Annotated in this window: 24 protein-coding genes; 12 read left to right on the plus strand and 12 right to left on the minus strand. The window is 73.0% G+C overall.

The window, feature by feature from the left end; all coding sequences use genetic code 11:
• Positions 1-4 precede the first annotated feature (4 nt).
• Positions 5-1,243 carry a cytochrome P450 gene (locus ACFXKG_RS00790; RefSeq protein ID WP_384830136.1) on the minus strand — a complete coding sequence of 413 codons (1,239 nt, stop codon included), beginning with the start codon at positions 1,241-1,243 and terminating at the stop codon, positions 5-7.
• Between the two features lie 272 nt (positions 1,244-1,515).
• On the opposite strand from ACFXKG_RS00790, the gene ACFXKG_RS00795 reads away from it, so the two are divergent.
• From ACFXKG_RS00795 to ACFXKG_RS00810, 4 genes are all read left to right on the plus strand, one after another.
• Positions 1,516-2,205: a hypothetical protein gene (locus tag ACFXKG_RS00795; protein ID WP_384830139.1), complete on the plus strand. Its 690-nt coding sequence runs from the start codon at positions 1,516-1,518 to the stop codon at positions 2,203-2,205.
• Positions 2,206-2,296: 91 nt separating this feature from the next.
• On the plus strand, positions 2,297-2,935 hold the full coding sequence (locus tag ACFXKG_RS00800; RefSeq protein WP_384830142.1) for a copper resistance protein CopC: 639 nt from the start codon (positions 2,297-2,299) through the stop codon (positions 2,933-2,935).
• Positions 2,925-5,003, plus strand: a complete 2,079-nt coding sequence (locus ACFXKG_RS00805; protein ID WP_384830145.1) for a cytochrome c oxidase assembly protein — start codon at positions 2,925-2,927, stop codon at positions 5,001-5,003. Before ACFXKG_RS00800 ends, ACFXKG_RS00805 begins: the two co-directional genes overlap by 11 nt.
• Before the next feature lie 25 nt (positions 5,004-5,028).
• Positions 5,029-5,691, plus strand: a complete 663-nt coding sequence (locus tag ACFXKG_RS00810) for a DsbA family protein (RefSeq protein WP_384830148.1) — start codon at positions 5,029-5,031, stop codon at positions 5,689-5,691.
• A gap of 9 nt (positions 5,692-5,700) precedes the next feature.
• Here ACFXKG_RS00810 and ACFXKG_RS00815 read toward each other — a convergent pair whose 3' ends face one another.
• The 4 genes from ACFXKG_RS00815 to ACFXKG_RS00830 form a co-directional block, all read right to left on the minus strand.
• Complete coding sequence (locus tag ACFXKG_RS00815) at positions 5,701-6,522, minus strand: DUF1775 domain-containing protein (RefSeq protein ID WP_384830150.1); 822 nt, start codon at positions 6,520-6,522, stop codon at positions 5,701-5,703.
• A 74-nt stretch (positions 6,523-6,596) separates the two neighbouring features.
• On the minus strand, positions 6,597-7,430 hold the full coding sequence (locus ACFXKG_RS00820; protein ID WP_384830153.1) for a hypothetical protein: 834 nt from the start codon (positions 7,428-7,430) through the stop codon (positions 6,597-6,599).
• A gap of 107 nt (positions 7,431-7,537) precedes the next feature.
• Positions 7,538-8,497: a M56 family metallopeptidase gene (locus ACFXKG_RS00825; RefSeq protein WP_384830156.1), complete on the minus strand. Its 960-nt coding sequence runs from the start codon at positions 8,495-8,497 to the stop codon at positions 7,538-7,540.
• A complete protein-coding gene (locus ACFXKG_RS00830; protein WP_365813906.1) occupies positions 8,494-8,862 on the minus strand; it encodes a BlaI/MecI/CopY family transcriptional regulator in 369 nt (122 codons plus the stop codon). The genes ACFXKG_RS00825 and ACFXKG_RS00830 overlap by 4 nt, the downstream gene beginning before the upstream one ends.
• Before the next feature lie 270 nt (positions 8,863-9,132).
• Here ACFXKG_RS00830 and ACFXKG_RS00835 point away from each other — a divergent pair, with 270 nt between their 5' ends.
• Positions 9,133-10,170 (plus strand): NlpC/P60 family protein, encoded by a 1,038-nt coding sequence (locus tag ACFXKG_RS00835; protein ID WP_384830161.1) that lies wholly within the window; start codon positions 9,133-9,135, stop codon positions 10,168-10,170.
• A gap of 96 nt (positions 10,171-10,266) precedes the next feature.
• Here ACFXKG_RS00835 and ACFXKG_RS00840 read toward each other — a convergent pair whose 3' ends face one another.
• The 3 genes from ACFXKG_RS00840 to ACFXKG_RS00850 form a co-directional block, all read right to left on the minus strand.
• Complete coding sequence (locus ACFXKG_RS00840; protein WP_384830164.1) at positions 10,267-12,276, minus strand: heavy metal translocating P-type ATPase; 2,010 nt, start codon at positions 12,274-12,276, stop codon at positions 10,267-10,269.
• 65 nt (positions 12,277-12,341) lie between these two features.
• Positions 12,342-13,643: an MFS transporter gene (locus tag ACFXKG_RS00845; protein WP_384830167.1), complete on the minus strand. Its 1,302-nt coding sequence runs from the start codon at positions 13,641-13,643 to the stop codon at positions 12,342-12,344.
• Between the two features lie 110 nt (positions 13,644-13,753).
• On the minus strand, positions 13,754-14,137 hold the full coding sequence (locus tag ACFXKG_RS00850) for an ArsR/SmtB family transcription factor (RefSeq protein ID WP_384830170.1): 384 nt from the start codon (positions 14,135-14,137) through the stop codon (positions 13,754-13,756).
• 59 nt (positions 14,138-14,196) lie between these two features.
• On the opposite strand from ACFXKG_RS00850, the gene ACFXKG_RS00855 reads away from it, so the two are divergent.
• On the plus strand, positions 14,197-14,577 hold the full coding sequence (locus ACFXKG_RS00855; RefSeq protein WP_384830173.1) for an ArsR/SmtB family transcription factor: 381 nt from the start codon (positions 14,197-14,199) through the stop codon (positions 14,575-14,577).
• Between the two features lie 25 nt (positions 14,578-14,602).
• Here ACFXKG_RS00855 and ACFXKG_RS00860 read toward each other — a convergent pair whose 3' ends face one another.
• Positions 14,603-15,196, minus strand: a complete 594-nt coding sequence (locus tag ACFXKG_RS00860) for a TetR family transcriptional regulator (RefSeq protein WP_384830175.1) — start codon at positions 15,194-15,196, stop codon at positions 14,603-14,605.
• 287 nt (positions 15,197-15,483) lie between these two features.
• Here ACFXKG_RS00860 and ACFXKG_RS00865 point away from each other — a divergent pair, with 287 nt between their 5' ends.
• The 3 genes from ACFXKG_RS00865 (at position 15,484) to ACFXKG_RS00875 (ending at position 20,003) form a co-directional block, all read left to right on the plus strand.
• The gene (locus ACFXKG_RS00865; protein ID WP_384830178.1) at positions 15,484-17,715 is read left to right on the plus strand and encodes an MMPL family transporter; all 2,232 of its coding nucleotides are present in this window, start codon (positions 15,484-15,486) and stop codon (positions 17,713-17,715) included.
• 399 nt (positions 17,716-18,114) lie between these two features.
• Complete coding sequence (locus ACFXKG_RS00870; RefSeq protein ID WP_384830181.1) at positions 18,115-19,335, plus strand: histidine kinase; 1,221 nt, start codon at positions 18,115-18,117, stop codon at positions 19,333-19,335.
• Complete coding sequence (locus ACFXKG_RS00875; RefSeq protein ID WP_384830184.1) at positions 19,323-20,003, plus strand: response regulator; 681 nt, start codon at positions 19,323-19,325, stop codon at positions 20,001-20,003. The genes ACFXKG_RS00870 and ACFXKG_RS00875 overlap by 13 nt, the downstream gene beginning before the upstream one ends.
• Here ACFXKG_RS00875 and ACFXKG_RS00880 read toward each other — a convergent pair.
• Positions 19,945-20,529, minus strand: a complete 585-nt coding sequence (locus ACFXKG_RS00880) for a hypothetical protein (RefSeq protein ID WP_384830187.1) — start codon at positions 20,527-20,529, stop codon at positions 19,945-19,947. The genes ACFXKG_RS00875 and ACFXKG_RS00880 overlap by 59 nt on opposite strands.
• 179 nt (positions 20,530-20,708) lie before the next feature.
• Here ACFXKG_RS00880 and ACFXKG_RS00885 point away from each other — a divergent pair, with 179 nt between their 5' ends.
• Positions 20,709-21,872, plus strand: a complete 1,164-nt coding sequence (locus tag ACFXKG_RS00885) for a histidine kinase (protein WP_384830190.1) — start codon at positions 20,709-20,711, stop codon at positions 21,870-21,872.
• Positions 21,873-22,177: 305 nt separating this feature from the next.
• Here ACFXKG_RS00885 and ACFXKG_RS00890 read toward each other — a convergent pair whose 3' ends face one another.
• Complete coding sequence (locus ACFXKG_RS00890) at positions 22,178-23,368, minus strand: PucR family transcriptional regulator (protein WP_384830193.1); 1,191 nt, start codon at positions 23,366-23,368, stop codon at positions 22,178-22,180.
• 238 nt (positions 23,369-23,606) lie between these two features.
• Here ACFXKG_RS00890 and ACFXKG_RS00895 point away from each other — a divergent pair, with 238 nt between their 5' ends.
• Positions 23,607-24,467, plus strand: coding sequence for an alpha/beta hydrolase (locus tag ACFXKG_RS00895; protein ID WP_384830196.1), 861 nt, complete (start codon positions 23,607-23,609; stop codon positions 24,465-24,467).
• A 91-nt stretch (positions 24,468-24,558) separates the two neighbouring features.
• A complete protein-coding gene (locus tag ACFXKG_RS00900; protein WP_384830199.1) occupies positions 24,559-24,726 on the plus strand; it encodes a hypothetical protein in 168 nt (55 codons plus the stop codon).
• A gap of 138 nt (positions 24,727-24,864) precedes the next feature.
• On the opposite strand, the gene ACFXKG_RS00905 is transcribed toward ACFXKG_RS00900, so the two are convergent.
• Positions 24,865-25,317: a VOC family protein gene (locus tag ACFXKG_RS00905; protein ID WP_384830202.1), complete on the minus strand. Its 453-nt coding sequence runs from the start codon at positions 25,315-25,317 to the stop codon at positions 24,865-24,867.
• Positions 25,318-25,433 lie beyond the last annotated feature (116 nt).

Here is a 25,433-nt window from a genome sequence, read left to right on the forward strand (position 1 = left end):
GACGTCACCAGGTGACCGGCAGGCTGTGCACGCCGTACGTCGTCCCGGTGTGGTCGAACTCCAGGTCCGTGATCTCCGCGTCCAGGCGCAGCGTGGGGATCCGGCGGTAGAGCGTGCCGTACACGACCTGGAGCTCCAGACGGGCCAGGTTCTGTCCGAGGCACTGGTGCGGCCCGTACCCGAACGCCTGGTGCTGGCGCGCCGGACGGGTCAGGTCCAGGCGCTCGGCCTCGGGGAACGCCTCCGGGTCCCAGTTCGCCGCGTGCAGGTCGAAGATCATCCCGTCGCCCGCCTTGATGACGACACCGCCGATCTCGATGTCCTCCTTGGCGACGCGCCGCACCCCGGTCTGCACGATCGACAGGTAGCGGAGCACCTCGTCGACCGCGTTCGCGATCACCTTCGGGTCGTCGGTGTCGCGCAGCAGGGCGAGCTGGTCGGGGTGTTGCAGCAGCGCCAGGGTGCCCAGGCTGATCATCGTGGCGGTGGTCTCGTGGCCGGCGATCAGCATCGCGACGCCCATGTTGACGGCCTCGACCCGGCTCATCTCACCGGTCTTGACGCGCCCGCCCATCTCCGAGAGCACGTCGTTGCCGGGGGCCGCCATCTTCTCTTCGAGCAGCTTGTCCAGGTACGCCGCCAGCGCGCCGCTGACCTCGCGCGCCTTCGCCGGCGGCACCGTGCTGTCCAGCACCGTGCTGCTGCTGGACTGGAAGAAGTCGTGGTCCTTGTACGGCACCCCGAGCAGCTCGGCGATCACGAGGGACGGCACCGGCAGCGCGAACGTCTTGAGCAGGTCCGCCGAGTTCGGCCCGGCCAGCATCTCGTCGAGCAGATCGTCGACGATCTTCTGGATCGGCTCCCGCATCTTCTCGATCCGCTTGATGACGAACGGGCCGTTGACGGTCCGCCGCAGCCGGGTGTGCTCCGGCGCGTCCGTGTTCGTGATCATCCGCGGCGACAGCGGCGCGATCTCGGCCCGGTGCGCGTTCACGTACGGGAAACCCGGGTCGAGGTCGTCGTCGCTGACGCGGGGGTCGGTGAGCAGGGCCCGCTGGTCGGCGTGGCGGGTGATCAGCCAGGGTGTGCCGCCGTTCCAGATCCGTACCTTCGTGATCGGCTCCTCCGCGCGCAGCTTCTGCGCGGTCGGGGCCGGCGCCAGCGGGCACTGCGCGGCGCGCTCCATCGGGTACTCCGGCAGCGGCTGCGCGCCGCCCGCGGGGCAGGACAGGGTCTCGGTCATGACATCTCCTCCGTGTCTGTGGGGGGTCGAGATCCGGGAGGGTGAAGAGCTCGACTGGCCCCCATGGAAGGGGAGCGGACTGACGGCCCCCGGCCAGTCGCCTGACATAACCCTGACGTGACACACCTCACATGGCGGGGCGGTTGTGTGCGCTGTTCCCGGGGGAGGCGGGACCGGCCCGGAGCGCCGCGCGGGGCTGTGGGTACGCTGCGAAGCACACCGGCACCGAGCTTCACCGCCGCCCGCTGCTGACGATCGAGAGCCACGCCGTCATGCGTCCCGCCCTTCCGGCCCGCCCCGGTCCCCCGGCCTCCGGGGTGCCGCGGGCTGTCCGGGCGGCCCTGCTCGCGGCCGCCTGCGTGCTGCTGCCGCTGGCCGGGCACCTGCTGGCGCAGGGGCACGCGCCCCAGTGGTGCGTGGACGGGGCCGTCGCCGCGGTCGCCGTGCTCGGCGCGGTCGGCCTCACCCGGAGACGGCTCTCCGATGCCCAGTTGCTGAGCGCACTGGCCGCCGCGCAGGTGGCCTACCACGCCGCGTACTCCCTGCCCGGGGCGTGCGGGGTCGCTCGCGCCCCGGGCGCTCCCGCGCCCTCGGGCGGCGGGCTCTCCGGCGCCGTGGAACATGCCGCCGCCGGGCCCCCGCCCTGGGTCATGCTCACGGGGCACCTCGTGACCGTGGTGATCGCCGCCCGGCTGCTGGGTGTCACCGAGGCGTTGCTGTGGCGCGGCGAGTCCCTGATGGCCACCGCGTGGCAACTGCTGCTGTTCGTCTGGCCGTCGGTGCCCGGAGAGCGCCACGGGCCGGCCGTCGGGCACCGTGACACCGCCGCCGCGCCGCGGCCCGCGCTGATCATCCGGCGGAACTCGGGGCGCGCGCCGCCCCGTTGGCGGCGTGCCGTGGTGCCGCCTGCCCTTCTCCCCCTTTCCGGGCCGATGCTCCTCGGCGGTCCCGCCCTGCCCTGACGGGCGGGCCGGCCAGACCATACGAGCGGGCGACGGCCGTCCCGTCCCGGCGAGCCGAGCCGCCCGCCGGTGGACAGAAAGCTCCTTCCCCATGCCTGTGATGAACCGGCGTGCCGCCCGTACGGCGGCGCGCGGCGCCGTGCTGCCCGCGGTGGCCGCCCTGCTCTGGACGAGCGCCACGCCCGCCGCCGCCCACACCGAACTGACCGGCGCCACCCCGGCCGAGGGCTCCTCGGTCGCCTCGCTTCCCGAGCGCGTACGGCTGTCCTTCAGCGACCCGATGTCCCGGAAGTACGCGAAGGTGTCGCTCACCGGACCCCGGGGCGCGGCCCTCGCCGGCGAGCCCGAGGTCGACGGCGAGGACGTCTCGGTCCGTCCGTCACCCTCCTCCCCTCCCGGCCGCTACCGGATCGGCTACCGCGTGGTCTCCGCCGACGGCCACCCCGTCTCGGGGGTGCTCTCCTTCACCGTGACGGGGACGCCGGTGACGGAGACTCCGGTGCCGAAGACCTCTGTGGCGGAGACTCCGGTGGCGGGAACCCCGGTGCCGAAGACCTCTGTGCCGGGGACGCCCGCGCCGGAGACGCCTGGGCCGGAGGCCACCGCCCCGGCCGGGGGTTCCTCGGGCCGGGACACGCTGGTCGGTGCCGTCGGCGCGGTGGCCGTCGTCGGGTCCGGCTGGGCCTGGATGCGGCTCGCGCGGCGAAGGCGGGCCCGCCGTGCACACTGATCACGCACCGACAGAGACGGAGACAGAGACAGAAGCAGGGGCAGAAGCAGGGGTACGGGTAGGGCGGGTACGTGTACCGCTGCCCGCGCTGCTCGGCGCCGGTGTCGCCGTGGCGGTGACCGCCGCGACGGCCGCGCTCTGGTTCGGCGGCGGCACCGCGCCGCCGGTGGCCGGGATCCCGGATGCCGGGAGGGTGACCGCGTACGGGCTCCCCGTGGCCAGGACCGTGCTGGACGCGGCGGCCGTCGCCACCGTGGGCGTGCTCCTGCTGATCGCGGTGCTGCTGCCCGGCCGTGAGGTCCGGCTCTCCGCCGCCCGGCGCCGGTACCTCCCGTGGGCCGCGCTCGCCGCCGCGGTGTGGGCCGCCGCGGCGGCCGTCACGCTGGTGTTCACCTTCTCCGACCTGGCCGCCCTGCCGGTCGCCGAGGCCCTCGCCCCCGGCCCGCTGGCGGACTTCATCGCCACCGACGCGCGGGGGCGCGCCTACGCCGCCGTGGTGGTCGCGGGCGCCACGCTCGCCACGCTCGTCCCCGGGACCGGTACGGCGCGCGGCGCGTGGTGGGCCCTGGTGGCCGCCGTGGGGGCGCTGCTGCCGCCCGCGTTCACCGGTCACTCCTCGGCGGCGCCCGACCACGACACGGCGGTCGCCGCCCTGGCCCTGCACCTGGCCGGTGTCGCCCTGTGGGCCGGCGGCCTGCTCGCCGTCCTCGTGGTGGCGGTACGGCGCGACCCCGCCGCGGCCGTCGCGGCCCGGCGCTTCAGCGTCCTGGCCGGCTGGGCCCTGCTGACGGTCGGCGCGAGCGGGCTGCTCAGTGCGGCGGTACGGCTGCCCTCCCCGGGCGCTCTCCTCACCGATCCGTACGGGGTGCTGATCCTGGCCAAGGCGGTCGCCCTCGCCGTGCTCGGCTGGTGCGGGTGGCTGCACCGGCGCCGCACCCTCGGCCGGCTCGACGCGGGCGGCGCCGGCCCCTTCGTCCGGCTGGCCGCCGGTGAACTCCTGCTGATGGCCGCCGCCACGGGCCTCGCCGTGGCGCTCTCCCGTACCCCCGCGCCCGGCGGCGGCAGCGGGGACGCACCGTACTCCGCCGCCCGGGAACTGCTCGGGTACGGCATGCCCGCGCCGCTCGGCGGCTTCCCGTGGACCCCGCTCTTCACCGCCTGGCGGTTCGACGTCGTGTTCGCGTTCGGGTGCGCGGCCCTGGCGCTGGCCTACCTGGCGGGCGTACGGAGACTGCGCCGGCGCGGCGACGCCTGGCCGGCCGGGCGGACGGTCGCCTGGCTGCTGGGGCTCGCGGTGACCGTCTTCACGACCATGGGCGGGCTGGCCACGTACGGAAAAGTAATGTTCAGCGTCCACATGGGCCAGCACATGATCCTGGCGATGACCGTGCCGATCCTGCTCGTGCTCGGCGCCCCGGTCACCCTGGCGCTGCGCGCCCTGCCCGCGGCGGGGAAGGGCGAACGGCGCGGAGTGCGGGAGGTGCTGCTCTCCCTGCTGCACAGCCGCTACCTGCGCGTCGTCTCCCACCCCGCCGTGGCGGGCGTGCTCTTCATCGGCAGCGCCTTCGCCGTCTACTACACGCCGCTGTTCGCCGTCCTGATGCGCAGCCACCTCGGGCATCTCGCGATGCAGGCGCATTTCCTCGCGACCGGGCTGCTCTTCTTCTGGGTGATCATCGGTATCGATCCGGGGCCGCGCAGGCCCCCGTACCTGGCGAAGCTGTTCGTGCTGATGCTGGCGATGCCGTTCCACTCCTGGTTCAGCATCTCGCTGATGAGCTCGGCCGACCTCGTCGGCGCGGAGTGGTGGACGGCGCTCGGCCGCACCTGGGGCCCGTCGTTGGCGGACGACCAGTACAACGCCGGGGCCATCGCCTGGGCGACCGGCGACATCCCCGTCCTCATCACCACGATCATCCTCGCCGTGCAGTGGGTGCGCTCCGACGCCCGCGAGGCGCGGCGCGTCGACCGGACCATCGACCGCGGGGACGGCAAGGACCCGCTGACCGAGTACAACGCCTACCTCGCCGCGCTCCACGCACGGGACGCGCGGCGGCCCCCGACATGACGCCCATCCCTGTTACGAGGTTCCCGTGAAGAAGCATGTCTACATCGCCCTGGTCATCGTGGCCGCCTTCGCCGCCGCCCTGGGCTCGTTCCTCGCCTTCCGCCCCGACGACCCCACCCGGACCGGCGCGGTCGACGCCCGGCCCGCCGCGCAGGCCCAGTCGGTCCGCGCGGACAGCCACCGGCTCACCCGGCCCGAGCGCAGCGAGCTGACCGTGGTGGAGTTCCTCGACTTCGAGTGCGAGGGGTGCGGAGCCGCGTACCCCGTCGTGGAGAGGCTCCGGGAGGAGTACGGCGACCGGGTCACCTTCGTCGCCCGCTACTTCCCGATGCCGGGCCACCGCAACGGCGAGCTCGCCGCGCGTACCGCCGAAGCGGCGTCCCGGCAGGGGAAGTTCGAGCCGATGTACCGCAAACTCTTCGCCACGCAGGCCGCGTGGGGCGAGGCGCAGGACTCCAAGAAGGAGACCTTCCGCGGTTACGCCGGCGAACTCGGCCTGGACATGGCCGAGTTCGACGCGGCGCTCGACTCGCCCGAGACCGCCGCCCGGGTCCGGGCCGACCAGCAGGACGGCCTGGGCCTGGGCGTGCAGGGCACCCCCACCTTCTTCGTCGGTGGGATCAAGGTGGCCACGCCGGGCTCCTACGAAGCCTTCAGGGAGCTGATCGAAGCCCGGCTGGCCGGGTGAACCGACTTCCTACTCCGTTCCGGGGCGGCCCCGCCGCTTGAGCCAGAGCAGGGCCCCTATGCCGAGGACCACGACCGCGGAGGCGAGGCCGACGAGGAGTCCGGTCAGGGTGGTGGCGTTGTCGCCGTCATCGGCGGCGGCCTCGGCCCCTTCGGTCCCGTTCCCGTCCGCGTCCTCGGCGCCGTCCTCCGCCGGGGTGGCGGTGGGGGAGGGAGCGGAGGCCGTCACACTGGGGCTGGGGCTGGCACTGGGGCTGGGGCCGGTGCCCTGGTCGATCGGGGTGGCCCCCTCGGCGGCGGGCTTCAGTTCGAGGATCGGGGCGATGTTGTCGGGCTTCTCCTCGCCGGCCCGGGGCAGCTCGATCCACCGCGAGACCTCGCCGTCGCCGTAGGTCTCGATCGTCTTGAACGCCAGCGTCTTCGCGTCGGGCAACTGCTTGACGGTGACGCTGTGTTCGGCGTCGGTGCCCGGGGCGAGAGCTGTACCGGCCAGGTCGTAACCGTCCTCGGTACGGGTGAACTTCCAGCCCTTCGGGGCGCTCTTGAGGCTCACCGCGTCGACGGGGATGCCCTCGGGCAGCACCACCCGGAGCTTGGCGATGCCCGCCTCCGCGGACTCCGCCTCGGAGGTGAACTCCAGCGTGACGTCCCGGGCGAGGGCGCGCGGGTCGGACGCCGTCACCTCGGCATGGGCCGCGGCGGTGGTGGCGGTGGCCAGCACCACGGCGGACGCGGCGAGGACGACGGCACCCGCTCCGGACAGCCCGGAGAGCCGCACACGGGCCGGACGGGAGGGCGGGGAGGGCAGATGGGAGGGCAAGCGGAAAGGCATGCGGAAAGCGGTCATGGCTGGTCTCGTCTCTTGCTCTGCGGCGGACACCCGGTCCACGGGTCCCGCCGGTCGGATCACTGGGCGGTCGTGGCACACACCAGTGGTCCGGGCGGCCCTCTGCGGACGAGGACATGAGCGAGCAGGGCGTCCGCCGGGGTCCCCGGCGCCGTGTCGGAGCGCGCGGCAGAGCGGCGGGGCCCGGCCCGCGACGGGACCGGGCGGCACCGGCCGCGCCGCAGACAGCGGGCCAGCGCCGCGCGGAGCGCGCCCGCCAGCCGGCCGAGTACGACGGGGAGGGCCGGGAGGTTCGGGAGCGCGGACAGCCGGGCGTCCGTGGCGTACAGCAGCACGGCCACCGCGACGGCCGCCAGCACATGCGCGAGGAGCATCGTCCCGTCACCGACGGAGATGCCATGGCCACTCGCGGCGGAGGCCGGATGCCCCAGACCGTGCCGCATGCCCGCCAGCTGCCCGGCCGCCTCCGAGGCCCCGGCGGGCCCGGAGGCTCCACCCGTCGCGGCGGCCGTGCGCGCGGCGGCGGCCAGGATCTCGTGCGCGACCAGCTGGGCCGCGAACGTCGCCGCCAGCACGCCCGGCAGCGAGCGGCGCAGCCCCGCCCACGGCAGAGCAAGGGCGAACACCGCCACGGCGGCGCCCAACAGCCCGCCCCAGGAGAGCGGTTCACCGGATGCGACATGGTGCCCCACCACCGCGAGCCCGGTACCGGCCACCGTGAAGACACCGGCCCGCACCAGCCGCGTCCCGGCCCAGGCCCGCACCGGCCGCGTCCCGGCCCAGGCCCGCACCAGCCGCGTCGCGGCCGGGCGCCGGCCGGCGGGCGGGGCGGCCGCACCGTACCCGTACGCCCGCTCGTACGCGTACCCGTACGCGTCCTCGTGCTTCTCCACGCGGTGACCACGTCTTCCGCTCGTCGTGTGCCGCGAGGCCCGGTCCCAGCGGGTACGGACGCGGGGCCCCCGCCGTTCACCGGTGGGCCGCCCGGACCGGCCGGCGGTCAGAGAGTCGGCCCGCAGGTGAGCAGGAGCGGGAAGACCGGCGCCGCGACCGACGCCGCCACGATGGCGAGCCAGGCCGCGCGGTGCGGCCTCGGCTGCGGGGCGAGGACCCGGCGTACCCGGATCAGGGTGCCGGGACCGCCCGCGCCCAGCGCGGGTCGCGGCGCCCGGCCCGCCGCGACCTCGCACATCGCGGCGGCCAGCGTCTCCCGGGGGTGGCGGCGCAGCGCCCGGTCGTCCGCGATCATCTCCAGCAGCAGCGCGGTCTGTTCCCCGGCCCGCCGGGCGAGCGGCAGACCGGGAAAGGCCCGGGCGAACGCGTCGGCCGCCATGTGGAGGAGGTGGTGGCGGCCCGTGAGATGAGCCTGCTCGTGGGCGAGGACCGCGCGGAGCTGGGCGTCCGAGAGGACATCGAGCGCGCCGCGCGTGACGACCACGCGCGGGCGGCGTCCGGGCAGGCAGTAGACGGCCGGGATGTCGTGGTCCACGACGGTGGCGCCGTACTCGGGGGCCGGGCTGCCGACGAGGGCGAGCAGATCGAGCCGCCGCTGCCGGGCCCGGCGCGAGCGCCACACCGTACGCAGCAGCCAGCCCAGCGGAAGCAGCACGACCGCCGCCGGGGCCAGGAGCGTCACGGCGTCCGCGGCCGGGGCCTCCGCGGCACCGGCGGGTCCTGGCTCCGCGCCGCGCGGGGCACCGGAGGGAGCCGCGGCCGGGACGTCCGCCGCCACGCCGCAGATGCTGAGCAGCCCGACGAGGCCCCGGTGCACATGCTCCTCGGTCAGCACGAGGTGGTACGCGGCCAGCGCGACGGAGACCACGAAGGTCACCATCAGCCCCTGCCAGGCCAGCACGGCGACGGCCGGGGCGCGGTGCGCCCAGCGCGCCCTCGCCAGACCGTACGGCGCCACGGCGCCCACCAGAACCGCGTATCCGGTCAGCGCCACGGCCGCGATCATGTCCCGCTCCGCCGCTTCGCCGTGCGCAGGGCCGCCCGCAGCGCGTCGGCCTCCTCCGGTGTGATCTGCTCCACGAAGCTGACGAGGGCGCCGGCCGGATCCGGGTTGCCGCCGAGGGCGTCCTGCATCAGGGCCGCCGTGTACTGCTGGCGTGTGCCGGTGGGTTCGTACACCCAGGCCCGGCCCTCCTTCTCGCGCCGGAGCATGCCCTTGCGGTAGAGGATGTCGGCCACGGTCTTGACCGTGCTGTAGGCGAGGGGCCGCTTCTTGTTGAGGTCGGTCAGCACGTCGCGCGCGGTCGCCGGCCTGCCCCAGGCCCACAGGCGGTGCATGATCTCCGCCTCCAGCTCGCCCAGTTGTCGCACGGCCGCTCCCCTTGTCCGTCGTCCCCTCGCTCCCCGGCCGTTCATCGTAGTCTCCGGGGCCGGACCGGCGTTCATGGCGCTCGGCGCCAATCCGCTTAGCAGCACAGCCGGTTCCCGGTCACCGTCGCCGTACGAATCCGTACGGAATCGAGCCGCGTATGGGCGTCAACGGCAGCCACGCCACTCCCCCTTGGAACAGTAGAGCTAATCTGCTTAGTATTCCGACGGCCGAGTCGGATCGGAGTCAGAGAGAGAAGGAGCTGCCTCATCGTGGCGTCCCACCGCCGTCCCAAGCCGCAGCGCAATGCCTACGGAACGATGCTCACGGTCACCGCCACGGCCGCGGTCGCCCTGTCGGCGCAGTCCGCCTCGGCAGATCCCCTCCCGGACCCGAACAAGAAGGGCGTCAAGGCGCAGGTCGACCGCCTCTACGAGGAGGCCACGCAGGCGACCGAGAAGTACAGCGGCGCGAAGGAGAAGGCGGGCACCCTCCAGAAGGAGGTCGAGGTCCTCCAGGACACCGCCGCCCGCAAGCAGGAGGCCCTCAACGAGCTGCGGAACCGCATCGGCGGCATCGCCGCCGACCAGTACCGCAGCGGCGGCCTCGCCCCCTCCATGCAGCTCCTGCTCTCCTCCGACCCGGACGCCTATCTGGACCAGGCGACCCTCATGGACCAGCTCGGCGCCCGCGACGTGAGCGACCTGCAGAAGTTCCAGGTCCAGCAGCGCGAGGTGCAGCAGCAGCGCACGCAGGCCGCCACGAAGCTCACGGAACTTCGGGACACCCGGGCCGAGTTGGGGCGCAAGAAGACAGAGATCCAGGGCAAGCTGGCCAAGGCCCAGCAGCTCCTCAACACGCTCAGCGCCAAGGAGCGGGCCAAGATCACCCAGGAGGAGGACCGCGCCAACCGCGACAGCGCCCGCGCGGACCTCGGCAACGAGGCCAGCGCCTCCTCGCGCGGCGCCGCGGCGTTCGCCGCCGCCAAGAGCCGCGTCGGCATGCCGTACGTGTGGGGAGCCAGCGGGCCGGGGTCCTTCGACTGCTCCGGACTGACCTCGTGGGCCTTCAAGCAGGCCGGCGTCTCACTCCCCCGCACCTCGCAGGACCAGGCCAACGCGGGGACCCGGATCAACTCCCTCGGGGACCTCAGGCCCGGCGACCTCATCATCATGCGCACCGACCTGAGCCATGTCGGCTTCTACGCGGGCAACGGCCAGATCCTCCACTCGCCGAAGCCCGGGGCGCAGGTCCGCTACGAGTCGATCGCGCGCAGCGGCATGCCGTTCATGTGGGGCGTACGCATCTGACGCGCAGGCGCGTCCAGGACGTATGCCTCGGGGGCGTACGCGCGTCTCAGCCGTACGCCCCCGAGGCCCCGTCACTTCACGTCACCTCACTTCACGTCACCTCACGTCGGCCGCCCGGCGCCAGGCCGCCTCGCGCAGCAGGCGCAGGCCGTTGAGGCCGACGATGACGGTGGACCCCTCGTGCCCGAGGACGCCGAGGGGCAGCGGCAGATGGCCGACCAGGTCCCAGACGACCAGGCCGGAGATGAACACGCCCGCGATGACCAGGTTCTGGATCACGAGACGGCGGGCCGCGCGGGAGAGCGCCACGACGGCGGGCACGGTGGCGAGTTCGTCCCGGACGATGACGGCGTCGGCGGTCTCCAGCGCGAGGTCGGAGCCGGCCCGCCCCATGGCGACGCCGGTGTGGGCGGCGGCCAGGGCGGGGGCGTCGTTGACCCCGTCGCCGACCACGAGCACCCGCCGCCCCGCCGCCTCCCGCTCGCGCACGGCGGCGACCTTGTCCTGGGGCAGCAGCCCGGCACGTACGTCGGTGATGCCGACCTCGTCGGCGAGACGGGCCGCGGCGCGCGGGTTGTCGCCGGTCAGCAGCGCCGGGGCAGTGCCGGTCAGGGTGGTGAGGGCGGCGACCGTGGCGGCGGCGCCGGGGCGCAGCCGGTCCGCGATGCCCAGCACCCCGACGGGACGGCCGTCGCACCGGACGAGGACCGCGGTACGGCCACCGTCCTCCAGCTCCGCGACGACCGCGCCGGCCGCGTCAGCCGCCTCCACCGCGCCGGCCGTTTCCGCCTCCACCGGGTCCGCCAGGAGCCGGGACGGGGCGCCGACCGCGACCGTACGGCCGTCGACGACGGCGGTCACCCCGACGCCCGGCGCGGAGGTGAAGTCCCGTGCGTCCGCGAGGTCCAGGCCGCGTTCGCGGGCGGCGCCGACGATCGCGCGGGCCAGCGGGTGCTCGCTGGGGTGTTCGGCCGCCGCGGCCAGGCCCAGCAGCTCGTCCTCGGAGAGCCCGGCGCCGGGCAGGGGGCGCAGGTCGGTGACGCGGGGGGTGCCTTCGGTGAGGGTGCCGGTCTTGTCCAGGGCCACCGCGTCGACCTGGCCGAGGCGTTCCATGACGACGGCGGACTTGACCAGCACTCCGTGGCGCCCGGCGTTGGCGATGGCGGAGAGCAGCGGCGGCATGGTGGCCAGCACGACGGCGCACGGCGAGGCGACGATCATGAAGGTCATGGCCCGCAGCAGGGAGTCGGTCAGGTTCGCGCCGAAGCCGAGGGGGATCGCGAAGACGGCGAGGGTGGCGACGACGATGCCGACCGAGTAGCGCTGCTCGACCTTCTCGATGAAGAGCTGCGTCGGGGCCTTGGTCTCGGACGCCTCCTCGACCATCGCCACGATCCGGGCGATCACCGAGTCGGATGCGTCCCGTTCGACCGTGACCCGCAGGGCGCCGGTCCCGTTGAGGGTCCCGGCGAAGACCTCGTCCCCGGCCTCCTTCGGTACGGGCAGGGGCTCGCCGGTGATGGTGGCCTGGTCGACCTCGCTCGCCCCGTCGGCCACCCGGCCGTCGGCCCCGACGCGCTCACCGGGGCGGATGAGGATGGTGTCGCCGACCGCCAGGTCCTCGGTGGCGACCGTACGCTCCACTCCGTCGCCGTCCAGCCGGGTCGCGGTGGCGGGGGCGAGGTCGAGCAGTCCGCGTACGGAGTCGGCGGTGCGCGCGGTGGCCAGCGCCTCCAGCGCGCCGGACGTGGCGAAAATGACGATGAGCAGCGCGCCGTCCATGACCTGCCCGATGGAGGCCGCGCCGATCGCCGCGACGATCATCAGCAGGTCGACGTCGAGGGTCTTCTCCTTCAGCGCCAGCAGCCCCGCCCAGGCCGGCTCCCAGCCGCCGGTCACGTAGGCCGCCGCGTACAGCGGGCCCCAGATCCAGGCGGGGGCGCCGGTCAGTTGCAGCGGGAGCGCGAGCAGGAAGAGCACCAGCGACGCGGCGGCCCAGCGGGCCTCGGGCAGGGCGAGGACCCGCGTACGGCGACGGGGCGCGGCCCCGCCGCGGCCGGCTGGGTCCTGGGCCGGGGTGGGGCGCTCGGCGAGGGTGGCGGACATACGGGTTCCTTCGGTGGGCGGCAGGGGCTGACCAGCTCACCGTACAGGAAAGAATGAATACCTCTTCATTTATGCCGCACAGGTACGGACGCGGGCCGCGATTCCCGTACGGGCACGGATGCGCGGGCGGGCCACAGGACGGCCGCGGCGAGGGCGGCGGCCAGCGCGACACCACCGAGGACCAGGGCGGTGACCGGCAGCCCCGCGCCCGCGCCGAGCCGGCCCGCGAGGGGATAGGTGAGCAGCCAGCAGCCGTGGGAGAGGGAGAACTGGGCGGCGAAGGCGGCGGGCAGCTCCGCGTCCGTGACGGAGCGCCGGATCACCCGCCCGCCGGGGGTGAGGACGGCGGAACAGGCGGCGCCGATCGCCGCCCAGGCCGCCAGGACCCCGACCCAGCTCCCGGCGGTGGGCGCGGCGGCCCCGAGCGCGGCGACACCGGCGAGGATCACGGGCAGGGCGAAGGCCGCGGGCAGCATCACCGCGCGGTCACCGGCCCGCCGCAGCAGCCGGGGCAGGAGCAGGGCGGTCAGCACGGAGCCCGCGCCGTACGCGCCGAGGGCGAGGGACAGGTCACCTGCGGGCCGGTGAAAGTGGTCGCGTACGAGTACGACGGTGTTGACGAAGACGATCGCGCCGCTCGCCGCGACCGCGAGATCGAGCGCGAGCAGCGCCCGCAGCCCGGGCGCGGCCCGGAACAACCGCACCCCGAGGAGCACGTCCCCGCGAACGCCACCCTTGCCGCGCACGGCACCCGAACGCCCGCGCACGACACCCGAGCGCCCACGCACGGCGCCGGAACGCCCGGGCAGAGCGACGGAGACCACCAGAACGGCCGAGGCGAGAAAGCCCATCGCGGTGCCGACGAACAGCCGCCCCGAGGAGACCAGGACGAGCAGCCCGGCGGCGAGCGCCGGGCTGAACAGGCTCTCCAGGTCGTAGGCGAGCCGGGAGAGCGACAGGGCCCGCGTGTAGTCGCGTTCGGCGGGCAGCACCTCGGGGATGACCGCCTGGAAGGTCGGCGTGAACACGGCGGACGCCGCCTGCAGCAGGAAGACCAGGACGTAGATCTGCCAGATCTGCCCGACGAAGGGCAGCGCCAGCGCGACACCCGCGCGCGTGAGGTCGGCGCCCACCATCAGGGAACGGCGGGACACCCGGGCGGCGAGGACTCCGGCGAGCGGCGCGACGGCGACGTAGGCGACCATCTTGATCGCCAGCGCGGTGCCCAGCACGGCGGAGGCACGGTCCCCCGCCCTGTCGTACGCGAGCAGGCCGAGCGCCACGGTGGCGAGACCGGTGCCTACCAGGGCGACGACCTGGGCGGCGAACAGGTGGCGGTAGGTGCGGTTGCGCAGCACGGACAGCATCGGCCCCGTCCCGGATCGGCGGCATGAGACCTCACCACCATACTCAACATGTGCGCACCTGAGCACATGTTGGACCCGAAACCGCCCGGGTACGACACCTCGTCACGGCCTCAGTCGTGGGCCGGCAGAGCACCGATCTGATGGTCGGCGACGCTCAGCGCCTCGTCGACGAGGCGGCGCAGATGACCGTGGCGCAGGGAGTAGACGACGCGGCGGCCGTCCTTGCGGGCGGTCACCAGACCGGCGAGCCGGAGCTTGGCCAGGTGCTGGCTGACGGAGGGCCGCGCCGCGCCGCACGCCTCCGTGAGGGTGGTGACATCGGCCTCCCCCTGCCCCAGCCGCGCCAGCAGGGCCAGCCGCGTACGGTCCGCGAGCAGCGCCAGCACCGAGGCCGCGACCTCCAGCCGGTCACCGGCGCCCGCTTCCCCCGGATCCCGCGCCTCCCCTGCTTCTTGCACAGGGTGCGCACCTGCTACTCGCGGGCTCGTTGCCATGCACTCATCGTAGGACCACCACCGGCCGGTCCATACGAGCCGGTCTATACGATGGGCGCATGGGACACGGAGCCGAGGAACGCGCCACGCGCACGGAACACCTCGACGCGGAGTCCGCCGCCACCATCGCCGCCACCCTCCAGGCCCTGGCCACACCGTCCCGCCTGATGATCCTGACGCGCCTGCGGCAGAACCCCTGCGGGGTCACGGAACTCGCCGAAGCCGTCGCCATGGAGCAGTCGGCCGTCTCCCACCAACTGCGCCTCCTGCGCGCACTGAGCCTGGTCACCGGCGTCCGCCAGGGCAGGCGCATCGTCTACAGCCTGTACGACAACCACGTGGCGCAACTCCTCGACGAGGCCGTCTACCACATCGAGCACCTGCGCCTGGGCGCCCGCGACCTCCCCGTACGCCCCGCCCCCACCCGCGTGGAGCCCTAGAACCCTTCCCTTCCGCCCACCGGCCCTACCGAGGCGCGAGAGCGGCGAAGGCTTCGTCCAGGAGGCCGACGAGGTCCAGGTGGCCGTCGGACGCGATCCAGTGGTCCAGGGCGATGTCCAGACACTCCAGCGCCGCACCGGCCTTGACCGACAGAGCCACCGCGACAGGCCGTGGCGGATCCGTGCGCTCGGCCAGGGCCCGCACCAGAAGCGGACGCCAGCGGTGCTGCTTCTCCCGCTGCCGTGAACACAGCGCCGGGGTGCCCATGATGAGCCGGGCCGTGGCAAGGGCCTCGGCCGGGTCCCGCCGGTAGGACTCCATGAGCACGTCCAGCGAACGCCGCAGCGCCGTCCAGTCGTCCTCGCCGGAGGGGCGGGCGCGCAGCGCGTCGGCGAGCTGCCCGCCCTGCGCCTCGACGGCGCCGAGCACGGCGTCCTCCTTGGTACCGAAGTACCGCAGGAAGGTACTGCGGGACACCCCCGCCGCCGCGGCCAGGTCGCTGACGGTCACCTGGTCGAAGCCCTCGCGCCGGATCAGGCCGTAGGCCACCTGCGCCAGCTCCGACCGCACGGCAGCCCGTGCGATGTCCCTCGTCGTCGTACGCGGTCCTCCGTTCACCTCGCGATCCTATGGCTTGCGCGAGGGGTGTAGCCGGCTACACCCCCGGTTCGGGAGAGCACTCCCTCGTGGCCGCGACGGCCGGACGGGATCGTGGAAATCACTGAGGCACACCGTCCCGGTCTCCGGCAGACACCGACGTCAACGCCAACGCCAACGTCACAGCCAACGTCACAGCCAACGCCAACGCCAACACCGGCACCGGCACCGGCACCGGCACCGGCACCGGCGGAGAAAGCCTCACTTCCCCTGTCTTGCACCGCCGATCTGGAGGCTCTCCCACCGTCATGGCAACCTTCCTGTTTCATCTGGGCCGCATCGCCTTCCGGTGGCGATGGTTCGTCACCTTCCTGTGGATAGCCGTCCTGGCCGCCGTCGGCTTCGCCGCCATGAAGGCCCCGGCCTCGCCCGACGACGGGTTCGCCATGCCGGGCATCGAGTCCCAGAAGGCCTTCGACCTCCTGGACCAGCGCTTCCCCGGCTCAGGGGCCGACGGGGCGAGCGCCCGGATCGTCTTCATCGCGCCGAACGGGGAGAAGGTCACCGCCGCAGACAACAAGGCCGCGATCGAGCACCTGGTCGACGAGGCCTCCGACGGCCCGCAGGTGACCGGCGTGCTCAACCCCTTCCAGGCGAAGGCGGTCAGCGAGGACGGCTCCACGGCCTACGCCACCGTCTCCTTCAAGGCCCCGGCCGCCGACCTGACCGACGCAGGCAAGGAACATCTGACACGCGCCGTCGACCGGGCCCGCGACGCGGGCCTGACCGTCGAGATCGGCGGAGACGCCCTGGCGACACAGCCCGCCGCCGGCGGATCCGCCGAGATGATCGGCATCGCGATCGCCGCGGTCGTGCTGCTGATCACCTTCGGCTCCATGGCCGCGGCCGGGCTGCCGCTGCTGACCGCGATCATCGGCGTCGCCGTCAGCATGACGGCCATCATCGCCCTGGGCAGCACCTTCGGACTCTCCCTGACCAGCGGAACCCTCGCCTCCATGCTGGGGCTGGCCTGCGGCATCGACTACGCCCTGTTCGTCGTCTCCCGCTACCGCGAAGAACGCGGAAAGGGCCGCCCGCCCAGGGAAGCCGCCGCGATGGCCGTCGGCACCGCCGGGTCCGCCGTGGTCTTCGCCGGCCTGACCGTCGTCATCGCGCTCGCCGGCCTGTCGGTCGTGGGCATCCCGATGCTCACCAAGATGGGCCTCACCGCGGCCGGCGCCGTCGTCGTCGCCGTACTGATCTGCCTCACCCTGGTCCCGGCCCTGCTCGGCTTCTGGCCGAACGCCGTCCTCGCACGCCGCGTCCGCAAGGGCAGCAAGCCCCGCCGTACGAAGACCGACAACGCGGGCAACGCGGAGAACGGCGGCAGCCGCTGGGCGCGCCTGGTCATCCGCCACCCCCTGCCCGTGCTGCTGCTCGGCGTCGTCGGCCTGGGCGTACTCGCCGTACCGGCCGCCGACCTCCAGCTCGGTATGCCCGGCGACGAGGCCAAGCCCACCTCCACCACCGAACGCCGGGCCTACGACGCCCTCGCCGACGGCTTCGGCCCCGGCTTCAACGGCCCCCTGACCATCGTCGTCGACACCAAGGGCGCCGACGACCCCCAGGCCGCGGCCTCCCTGATCAGCAAGCGGATCGCGGACACCGGCGGAGTCGTCTCCGTCTCCCCCGCGCAGTTCAACCAGGCAGGCGACGCCGCGACACTCTCCGCCACCCCGTCCACCAGCCCCACCGACTCCAGGACCATCGACCTGGTCAAGACCATCCGCGCGGAACGCCCCGGCATCGAGCAGGAAGCCGGGGCCACCTACGAAGTCACCGGCAGCACCGCGATGAACATCGACGTCGCGAAGAAGTTCCAGGACGCGCTGATCCCGTACCTCATCGTCGTGGTCGGCCTCGCGATCGTGCTCCTGCTCTTCGTCTTCCGCTCCCTCCTCGTCCCGCTGAAGGCCGCCCTGGGCTACCTGCTCTCCGTGCTCGCCTCGCTCGGTGTGGTCGTCGCGGTGTTCCAGTACGGCCATGGCGCCGACCTCCTCGGCGTCGAACAGACCGGCCCGATCATGTCCATGATGCCGATCTTCCTGGTGGGCATCGTGTTCGGACTCGCCATGGACTACGAGGTCTTCCTGGTCTCCCGGATCCGCGAGGCGTACGTCCACGGCGACCGGCCCGCACAGGCGATCGTCTCCGGATTCCGCACCAGCGCCCGCGTGGTCGTCGCCGCCGCACTGATCATGACGGCGGTCTTCGCCGGATTCGTCGGCGCCGACGAATCCATGATCAAGATGATCGGGTTCGGCCTGGCCATCGCCGTCCTCTTCGACGCCTTCGTCGTCCGGATGGCCATCGTGCCCGCCGTCCTCGCCCTCCTCGGCGACCGCGCCTGGCGCCTGCCCCGATGGCTCGACCGGATCCTGCCCGCCATCGACATCGAGGGAGAGGCCATCACCCGCAAGCACCCGGCTCCTGCGGCACCGGCCGGCCAGGACAACTCCGAACTCGTACTCAGCACGTAGCTCTCGGCCGAACCCGGTGGCCGCCTCCCGCAGGCGGCCACCGCTCAGGACCCGGGGCCGCCCTGGCGGTATCGGCCCCGCGCTCGCCGCACCCGTGGGGACGGGGAACGGCGAGAACCCCGGCCCGGCGGCGAGCACCGGCTGCTCGCCGCCGGGCCGGGCACTGCCCGCCCGGAACAGGCACCGTCGTGAGCAACCGCTGCCACCCGAACCGGCTCGGCGGCGGAGCTGACACTCCTGCCTCGCCACCGCGGCGTACGCACCCTGCTGCCCGCAGAGGCTGTCCCGCCACGTCCACGGGCGGGCATGGAGGCCGACCGGCTTCCGCACCCGTCTTCGTGGGGCGTTGGCCGCGATGGGGCCCCTGGCCTTCGGGCTCGGCGAATTAGCCTGGTCCGCATGCGAAGAACAGTGCTGCAGGCGGCGCGGGCCACGGCGCAACTGGCGGGAGCCGCGATGCTGGGCTTCTTCTCCTACCTGTTCATCACCGTGCTGCTGTTCACGGGTGCCGTCACCGTGCTGCTGGTCGGCGCCGGGATACTGCCGGAGACGGTGCTGCTGATCCGCCGGCTGGCCGGGGCCAAGCGGCGCCAGGTCGCCGCCTGGACGGGCCGGGAGATCCCCGAGGCGTACCTCCCCATCACCGGGACGCTCCGGCAGCGACTGCGCACGGCGGTCACCGACCCCGGCACACGCACCGACCTGCGGTGGATGATCGCCTATTACGTCTACGGTCTCCTGGCCCTCCTGGCAGTGCCGCTGTGGCCGGTGGGACTGATCGTGGACGGTGTGGGATGCGGGCTGCTGCGGCGCCGGGCGATCGTCCTGCCGCTGATCGTCCGGCTCGCGGATCTCGACGCCGCCTGGTCGACGGCGCTGCTCAAGCCCTCGCCGAAGGCGCGGCTCGCCGAGCGCGTCGAGGAGCTGACCGAGACCCGGGCGGGCGCGATCGCCGCACACGGCGCCGAACTGCGCCGTATCGAACGGGACCTGCACGACGGCACCCAGGCCCGGCTGGTCTCGCTCTCCCTGCGGATCGGCCTCGCGAAGCGGATGTACGACGGCGACCCGGTGGCCGCCCGCAAGCTCCTGGACGACGCGCAGGACCAGGCCGAGGAGGCGCTGACCGAACTGCGGCACGTCGTACGCGGCATCCACCCCCCGATCCTCACCGACCGCGGCCTCGCCGGAGCCGTACGCGCACTCGCCGCGAGCAGCGGCCTCGACGTGACCGTCACGGTGACCGGCCTGGCGGACGGCGACGGCGGGGACGACAGGCCCGACGGGCCCCGCGCCCCGGCGGCGGTCGAGGCCGCCGCGTACTTCGCCGTCGCGGAGACCCTGACCAATGCGGCCCGGCACAGCGGCTCCGACCGGGCCGAGGTCCGGCTCGACCGTACGGCGACGGGGCTGCGCGTGCGGGTGCGCGACGAGGGCGGGGGCGGCGCCGAACACGCCCTCGCCGGAGCCGCCCCCGGCACCGGCTCCGGTCTGGAGCCGGGCGGCTCGGGACTGCTCGGCCTGCGGCGCCGGGTCGCCGCGCTGGACGGAACCGTCATCCTGACCAGCCCCGTCGGGGGCCCGACCGTGATCGAAGTGGAGTTGCCGTGCGTGTGGTGATCGCCGAGGACCATGCCCTGCTGCGGGAAGGGCTCGTCCTGCTGCTCTCCTCCGCCGGGCACGAGGTGGTGGCCGTGGCGGGCAGCGGACCCGAGGTGGTGCCCGCGCTGCTCGCGCACCGCCCGGACGTCGCCGTGCTCGACGTCAGGATGCCGCCCGGCTTCCGCGACGAAGGCCTGCGCGCCGCGCTAGAGGCACGGAGGGAGATCCCCGGGCTGCCGGTGCTCGTCCTCTCGCAGTACGTCGAGGAGTCCTACGCCGCCGAACTGCTGGGCGGCGGCGCGCGCGGCGTCGGCTACCTGCTCAAGGACCGGGTGGGCCGGGTCGACGAGTTCCTGGACGCGCTGGACCGGGTGGCGGCCGGCGGCACGGCGCTCGACCCCGAGGTGGTGACCGAACTCCTCACCCGCCGCCGGGACTCGCCCCTCGACTCGCTGACACCGCGCGAGCGCGAGGTCCTGAAGCTGATGGCCGAGGGCCATGACAACACGACCATGGCCAAGACCCTCGTCGTCACCGAGCGCGCGGTGAGCAAGCACATCGGCAATGTGTTCCTGAAGCTGGGACTGCCGCCGAGCGACAGCGGACACCGTCGGGTGCAGGCGGTACTCACGTATCTGAACAACACGCCCGGTAGCCCCGACGAGAACCCCTCGGGCCGCCGGTGAGGGCGCACGGCGTCGACGACTCCGCGGCCCGGTTCCGGCCGGTGGCGAAGACGTACAGGCGCAGCACCAGAAACCGTCCCGTACCGGCGAGTCCGGAAGCACAGAGGTAGACCGCCTGCTCGCTCAGCGTCCCGGCCGCCGGTCGCACCACGTACAGGATGACCACCGCGACGGTGGTGACGACATAGGCGGCCGCCGCCGACCCCGCCGACTGCCAATGCTGACGCCATCCCGCACGCTGCCGGGCCCCGAACGTGAAACGCGCGTGAAGCTCCGTGCACAGCACGGTGGAGGCCACGGTGATCAGCGCATTCGCGACCGTCCAAGGCATCAGCCCGGCAAGCAGAACGACGGCAGAACTGGAGGCGACCCCGACGCTGCCACCGAAGACCACAAACCGGGCAAAGGATGCGAGTGGTCCGGGGAGGGACCCCGTCCGGAATGCGCCCTCCCTCCCGGCTTCTGTTTCCTCCGCACGTCCCGTCTCACGATCCATGCCCGGATTCGAGGGAACGAGCGACTTCATCGGTATTCCTTCCGCTGCGGGAACCGGCGAACCTCCGGGATCAACCGGGTTCAACGGTCCCGCCGCCCGCTCGCCGGAACGAGGAGGTGCTCTCCCGAACTCATGGTGCAGCGGGCTACACCATGGCCGGGGTGCCCGCTCTCCCGCGCCCGGGGGAGTGGGGATTTAGCTTGGTCGGCATGCGAAGAACAGTGAGGCAGGCAGCGCAGGCCACGGCGCAGTTGGCGGGAGCCGCAGCCCTCGGCTTCTTCTCCTACCTGTTCGTCACGGTGCTCCTGGCCGTGGCCGCCGGCACGATGATGCTGGTCGGTGCCGGGCTGCTGCCGGAGGCGGTCCTGCTGCTGCGCCGGCTGGCGGGAGCCAAGCGACGCCAGGTCGAGGGATGGACGGGGAGAGAGATCCCTGAGGCCTATCCGTCCCTGACGGGCCCGCTCCGGACGCGGCTGCGCACGGCGGTGGGCGATCCCGGTACGCACACCGATCTGCGGTGGATGGCGGCCTACTACGCCTACGGCCTGCTGGCCGTGCTGGCGGTGCCGCTGTGGGTGGCGGGTCTGCCTGTCGACGGCGTACGGTGCGTGCTGCTGCGCCGGGAGGCAGTCGTCCTGCCGCTGATCAGCCGTGTCGCGGACCTCGACGCCGCCTGGTCGACAGCGCTGCTCAAGCCCTCGCCGCGGGCCCGCCTCGCCGAGCGCGTCGACGAGCTGACCGAGACCAGATCGGGTGCGATCGCCGCGCACGGCGCCGAACTACGCCGTATCGAACGGGACCTGCACGACGGCACCCAGGCCCGGCTCGTCTCCCTGTCCCTGCGGATCGGCCTCGCGAAACGGATGTACGACGGCGACCCGGTGGCCGCCCGCAAGCTCCTGAACGACGCGCAGGACCAGGCCGACGAGGCGCTGACCGAACTCCGGCACGTCGTACGCGGCATCCACCCCCCGATCCTCACCGACCGCGGCCTCACCGGAGCCGTACGCGCACTCGCCGCCGGCAGCGCACTCGACGTCACGGTGCGGGTGGAGGGCCTGGAGGACGGAGCGCGGAGCGGCGCTCGCGCCCCAGCGGCGATCGAGGCGGCCGCGTACTTCGTCGTGGCCGAGGCACTGACGAACGCGGCCAAGTACAGCGGGGCCGTCCGGGCCGAGGTATGGCTCGCCGGCACCCTCACCGGACTGGTGGTCATGGTCCGCGACGAGGGCCGGGGCGGCGCCGACGAGAAGAACGGCTCCGGACTGGTGGGTATACGGCGCCGGGTCGCCGCCCTCGACGGAACCGTCACCCTGACCAGCCCCGTCGGGGGCCCGACCGTGATCGACGTGGAGCTGCCCTGCGCATGGTGACCGGGGCCGAGCAGGACAGGCACGGCGGCCGGACTCTCGCACGGGACAGCACCACGCCTGCAGGTCCCCAGTGGCGCCTTGCCTGCGAGCGGAGCCTCTGCGCGGCCGGGGCCGACCCTCTCTCACCGAATTGGCCACCCTGTCCGAATGCCGCCGCACAGAAGTAGTCCCCGGAGCGCGACGGCACCTCGCCTTCGGCCGGGGGCCTTCGAGCCACCATCCGAGATCCCCGGGCCGGTCCGCCAAGGCCCGGGGGCCTCGCGGCCGGCCAACCGGGCCGGCGGGGGGGCCTGTCGTGTGAGCGTTCACGGTGCGGGGTCCGGGATCCTGCGGTCGATCTCGAAGGCGAGGGTCAGCTCGGCCAGGTCGCGGGGGTGGGACAGTGTCCGGCCCGTCCGGTCCTGGAGTCGGCGCAGGCGGTGCCGGACGGTGTTCGGGTGGCAGAACAGGGCGGTGGCGGCGCGGTCGGCGGACCCGCCGGCGTCGAGCCAGGCGCCGAAGGTGCCGAGCAGCAGTGCGCGGTCATGTTCGGGAGCCTGGTCGAGTGGGCCGAGGATGGTTCGGGCTACGGTGCGCATGATCTGCGGGGCGCCGGCCGCGGCGATGGCCAGCGGGTCCCGGTCGAAGACAGTGACCCGCTGCCCGTCGTGTGCGCCGCGCAGCGCGATCCTGGCCAGTTTCAGGGCATCTGCGGATGTGCGCAGGTCGTGGTAGGGCGGGCTGATCCCGACGCTGCCCTTGGCGGCGTTCTCCAATGCGTCGGCGAGGTCCTTGACGCAGGGGCGGGCAGTGGGTAGCCGTGCGATGCCGACTTCGGCGTCGTGCAGCAGTCGCCACGCGGAGGCCACGCCGAGGGCGTGGAGCGCGTCCTGGACGCGCGGGAGCGCATGGCGTGCCACCTCGGGCACCTGGGCGGCGATGACGACGTAAGGCCCCTGTGCCGGAAGGCGCAGGATGTCAGCGGCCTCGTAGACGTGGGTCTCGTCCAGGCGGCCTTCGAGCAGTGCCTCCATCACGGCCGAGCGTTCGGCTTCGCGGGTGAGGGTCTGGGAGGTGATCTCCTCGCGGTAACCGTCGGCCATTTCCTGGGTGAAGATGTCGAGCACGAGCCACATCTCCGAGGCGGCGCGCAGGGCGGCCTCGGGCGCGACCTCATCGGTGGCGGTGTGTTCGGCCAGGCGTTCCCACAGGAGCCGGGCGCTGACGCGGTAGGCCTCCATCACCGAGGTCAGCGGTACCCCGGCCGTTGCGCGGCGCCGTCCGTTGTCCCGGGACTCCGGCGAGGTACGTGCCGGGACGTGTCCCATCGGCCCGAAGACGAAGTCGATGTTCTCCAGGCAGGTGCGGCGCAGTTCCGCGGCCGTGATGACCGCGTCGCTCCGGTAGACCGGCACGGCCGCTCGGATCCGCTCGACCATCTCGTCGGCCAGTTCACCGGCCCGCTCCAGCATCCGAGCGCCCAGCAGTGCGACCTGCGCGCCAACAGGGTCAGGCACGGGATGTTCCATGAACCAATCCTAGGTGTCACCCGGTCACGAACTGACGGGAGTTCGGCCTCCACGCGGCGCCACCGTTGTCCCCCGGAACAATCCGGCCGGGAAACTCGTGTCGCTCCGGACATCGCTCCCGCCCCCGAGGGCGGGTCAGGATGAGGGGCGGCAGGAACCCCGGTCCTGTCCACTCGGCACCGTCATCGCGTCCGAGAGACACCTGGAATCGAAAGGCGGCACGCCGATGAGTCTTACCTCCCGTGAAAAGGACGAGATCACCCGAGCGAACGCGTCGGGCCTCAAGCCGGTCGTGTTCGTGCACGGGCTGTGGATGCTGGCCTCCAGTTGGGAGCCATGGCGCTCGTTCTTCGAAGAGAACGGCTACGCCACCCTCGCCCCGGGCTGGCCGGACGACCCGGAGACCGTCGCCCAAGCCCGGGCGAACCCGCGGGTGTTCGCCGGCAAGAGCGTCAAGCAGGTCACCGACCACATGGCCGAGGCCATCGGCGCGCTCAGCCGGCGCCCGGCCGTCCTCGGCCACTCCTTCGGCGGCCTCATCACCCAGCAGCTGGCCGGACGGGGCCTGGCCACGGTCTCGGTGCCGATGGACTCCGCTCCGTTTCGCGGGGTGCTCCCGCTCCCGCTGTCCGCACTCAGGTCCGCGCTCCCGGTCATCGGCAACCCGGCCAACTACCGGCGGGCCGTGGCGTTGACCTACGACCAGTTCCGCTACTCGTTCGCGAACGCGGTGAGCGAGAGCGAGGCCAAGCGCCTGTACGAGACGTATCCAGTGGCCGGCTCCGGGATCCCGCTGTTCCAGGCCGCCACCGCGAACGTCAACCCGTTCACCGAGATCAAGGTCGACACACGGACCCCGCAGCGCGGCCCGATGCTCCTGATCAGCGGAGAGAAGGACCACATCGCACCGTCCGCGATCGCCAACGCCTCCTACAGGAAGCAGAAACGCAATCCCGCACCGACTGTCATCCACGAGATCCCCAACCGCGGCCACTCCCTCGTATTCGACAGCGGCTGGCAGGAGGTCGCCGAAGCGGCCCTGGCCTTCGTCAAGGAACACCACGAAGGGGGCGGAGAGGCGAGCTGACATCCGGTTTGCTGTCACTGAACGTGTGACCGCGCGGGCTTCGGGCCGATCGAGGGGCTTGGCCGTGCCGGAGTGACGAGGAAGGGTGCAGTTGCGTGAGCTGCCAAAGCGCTTCGGGTCGTGGCGGACCGTCCATGAACGGCACGGGCTGTGGGCGGCCGGCGGCACCTGGGGCGGGCTGCTGCGGCATGCCCCAGGCTCCGCGCTCGTCGTAACGGGTGGAAACGGCTCCGAACTGCTCGATACCCGGCGTGGCTGACGTCGATCGCCGCCCCCTCCCAGGCGCGTTCCGGGGCAGCTGATGGTTTGGGGTTGCCATCGTGACCGGCCGGACGAGCACACTCGGTCCACGTCCCTGCCGGCCGACGAGAAACAGGTGGCCAGCCCGGCCGAGTATCTAACTCGTACCGGCGGGCGGGTCGGCGTAGGTACCGTGCAGCATGCCGGTGGCCTGTCCGACTTCGATGAGATAGCCGTCCGGGTCACGCAGGTAGCACCGCACCTCGGCCTTGCGATCGATGGGTGGCGTCAGGAATTCGGCACCCTTCGCGCTCCACTCCCGGTGGCATGCCTCGATGTCGGCGACGCGGAGGTTGAGAAAGGCGCTGACCGTGCTCGGGTCGGTGGGCGGGCGCAGGGTGACGTCCGGCTTGTCCGGGGTGGGGCCGCCGCCCGGGTTCATGATGATCCATCCGTTGGCGAGTTTCACGGTGCAGGGGTTTTCTTCGAGTACCACCTCACCGCCGAGAACGTCGGCGTAGAAGGCGCGAGAGCGGGCCACGTCGGCCACCGTCAGGAAGTGGGTGAGGAGGAGCCCGGATTCCGGGGCGGGAAAGCCATCACGGTGCATGCAGAACCTCCGGATGAATCGGATGTTTCCTCCCATAGTGATGGATGGAGGTCCATGGGCACGCGGAAACACGGCGGGGAGGGAGCCGACCGCGCCGGCCGCCGGGCCCTCCGGCG

Source organism: Streptomyces sp. NPDC059255, from assembly GCF_042752355.1.
In the GTDB taxonomy this organism is placed as follows: domain Bacteria; phylum Actinomycetota; class Actinomycetes; order Streptomycetales; family Streptomycetaceae; genus Streptomyces.

What these genes read in the sequence shown, in the direction of transcription:
- ACFXKG_RS00790 (WP_384830136.1), bottom strand. Translation starts at nt 1,243, where the DNA reads ATGACCGAGACCCTGTCCTGCCCCGCGGGCGGCGCGCAGCCGCTGCCG.
- ACFXKG_RS00795 (WP_384830139.1), top strand. Translation starts at nt 1,516, where the DNA reads ATGCGTCCCGCCCTTCCGGCCCGCCCCGGTCCCCCGGCCTCCGGGGTG.
- ACFXKG_RS00800 (WP_384830142.1), top strand. Translation starts at nt 2,297, where the DNA reads ATGCCTGTGATGAACCGGCGTGCCGCCCGTACGGCGGCGCGCGGCGCC.
- ACFXKG_RS00815 (WP_384830150.1), bottom strand. Translation starts at nt 6,522, where the DNA reads ATGCCTTTCCGCTTGCCCTCCCATCTGCCCTCCCCGCCCTCCCGTCCG.
- ACFXKG_RS00825 (WP_384830156.1), bottom strand. Translation starts at nt 8,497, where the DNA reads ATGATCGCGGCCGTGGCGCTGACCGGATACGCGGTTCTGGTGGGCGCC.
- ACFXKG_RS00840 (WP_384830164.1), bottom strand. Translation starts at nt 12,276, where the DNA reads ATGTCCGCCACCCTCGCCGAGCGCCCCACCCCGGCCCAGGACCCAGCC.
- ACFXKG_RS00845 (WP_384830167.1), bottom strand. Translation starts at nt 13,643, where the DNA reads ATGCTGTCCGTGCTGCGCAACCGCACCTACCGCCACCTGTTCGCCGCC.
- ACFXKG_RS00850 (WP_384830170.1), bottom strand. Translation starts at nt 14,137, where the DNA reads ATGGCAACGAGCCCGCGAGTAGCAGGTGCGCACCCTGTGCAAGAAGCA.
- ACFXKG_RS00855 (WP_384830173.1), top strand. Translation starts at nt 14,197, where the DNA reads ATGGGACACGGAGCCGAGGAACGCGCCACGCGCACGGAACACCTCGAC.
- ACFXKG_RS00865 (WP_384830178.1), top strand. Translation starts at nt 15,484, where the DNA reads ATGGCAACCTTCCTGTTTCATCTGGGCCGCATCGCCTTCCGGTGGCGA.
- ACFXKG_RS00870 (WP_384830181.1), top strand. Translation starts at nt 18,115, where the DNA reads ATGCGAAGAACAGTGCTGCAGGCGGCGCGGGCCACGGCGCAACTGGCG.
- ACFXKG_RS00880 (WP_384830187.1), bottom strand. Translation starts at nt 20,529, where the DNA reads ATGAAGTCGCTCGTTCCCTCGAATCCGGGCATGGATCGTGAGACGGGA.
- ACFXKG_RS00885 (WP_384830190.1), top strand. Translation starts at nt 20,709, where the DNA reads ATGCGAAGAACAGTGAGGCAGGCAGCGCAGGCCACGGCGCAGTTGGCG.
- ACFXKG_RS00895 (WP_384830196.1), top strand. Translation starts at nt 23,607, where the DNA reads ATGAGTCTTACCTCCCGTGAAAAGGACGAGATCACCCGAGCGAACGCG.
- ACFXKG_RS00905 (WP_384830202.1), bottom strand. Translation starts at nt 25,317, where the DNA reads ATGCACCGTGATGGCTTTCCCGCCCCGGAATCCGGGCTCCTCCTCACC.